Raw genomic sequence first — 288 nt, 5'->3', positions numbered from 1 at the left:
ATCTCTTCAGGAGGACAAATTTTTACAATGCTTTCCAGTGGCGCGAAAACGGGCAGAAACGCAGCCAAAAGCGCAGCATCAACTCTCTCTGGTACAGCAGGTGCCGCAGCCAAAGTTGCAAAAATTGGAGATAGAGGCCGTGGTCGATTTTGATGTCAGATACCTCTTAAAAAGAACGAGAGTTCTTGTTTTTGCACTGCGCGCGCTAGAGAGCGCACAATGTACATATTGCGTGAAACAGTTGAGATCCTTGATTTCATAAAGACCAATCAAAATGTTTCATCGCAC

General features: G+C 45.1%; 1 pseudogene. It reads left to right on the top strand.

What is annotated here, in order from left to right:
* Positions 1–153, top strand: a pseudogene (locus ACFIK8_RS12760) (conjugal transfer protein TraH); the annotation flags it as partial.
* Positions 154–288: the final 135 nt, after the last annotated feature.

This window comes from Bartonella sp. MR168JLCBS (assembly GCF_042194175.1).
Note: the sequence above shows the minus strand (reverse complement) of the source record. Positions and strands in the feature narration are given on the sequence as shown.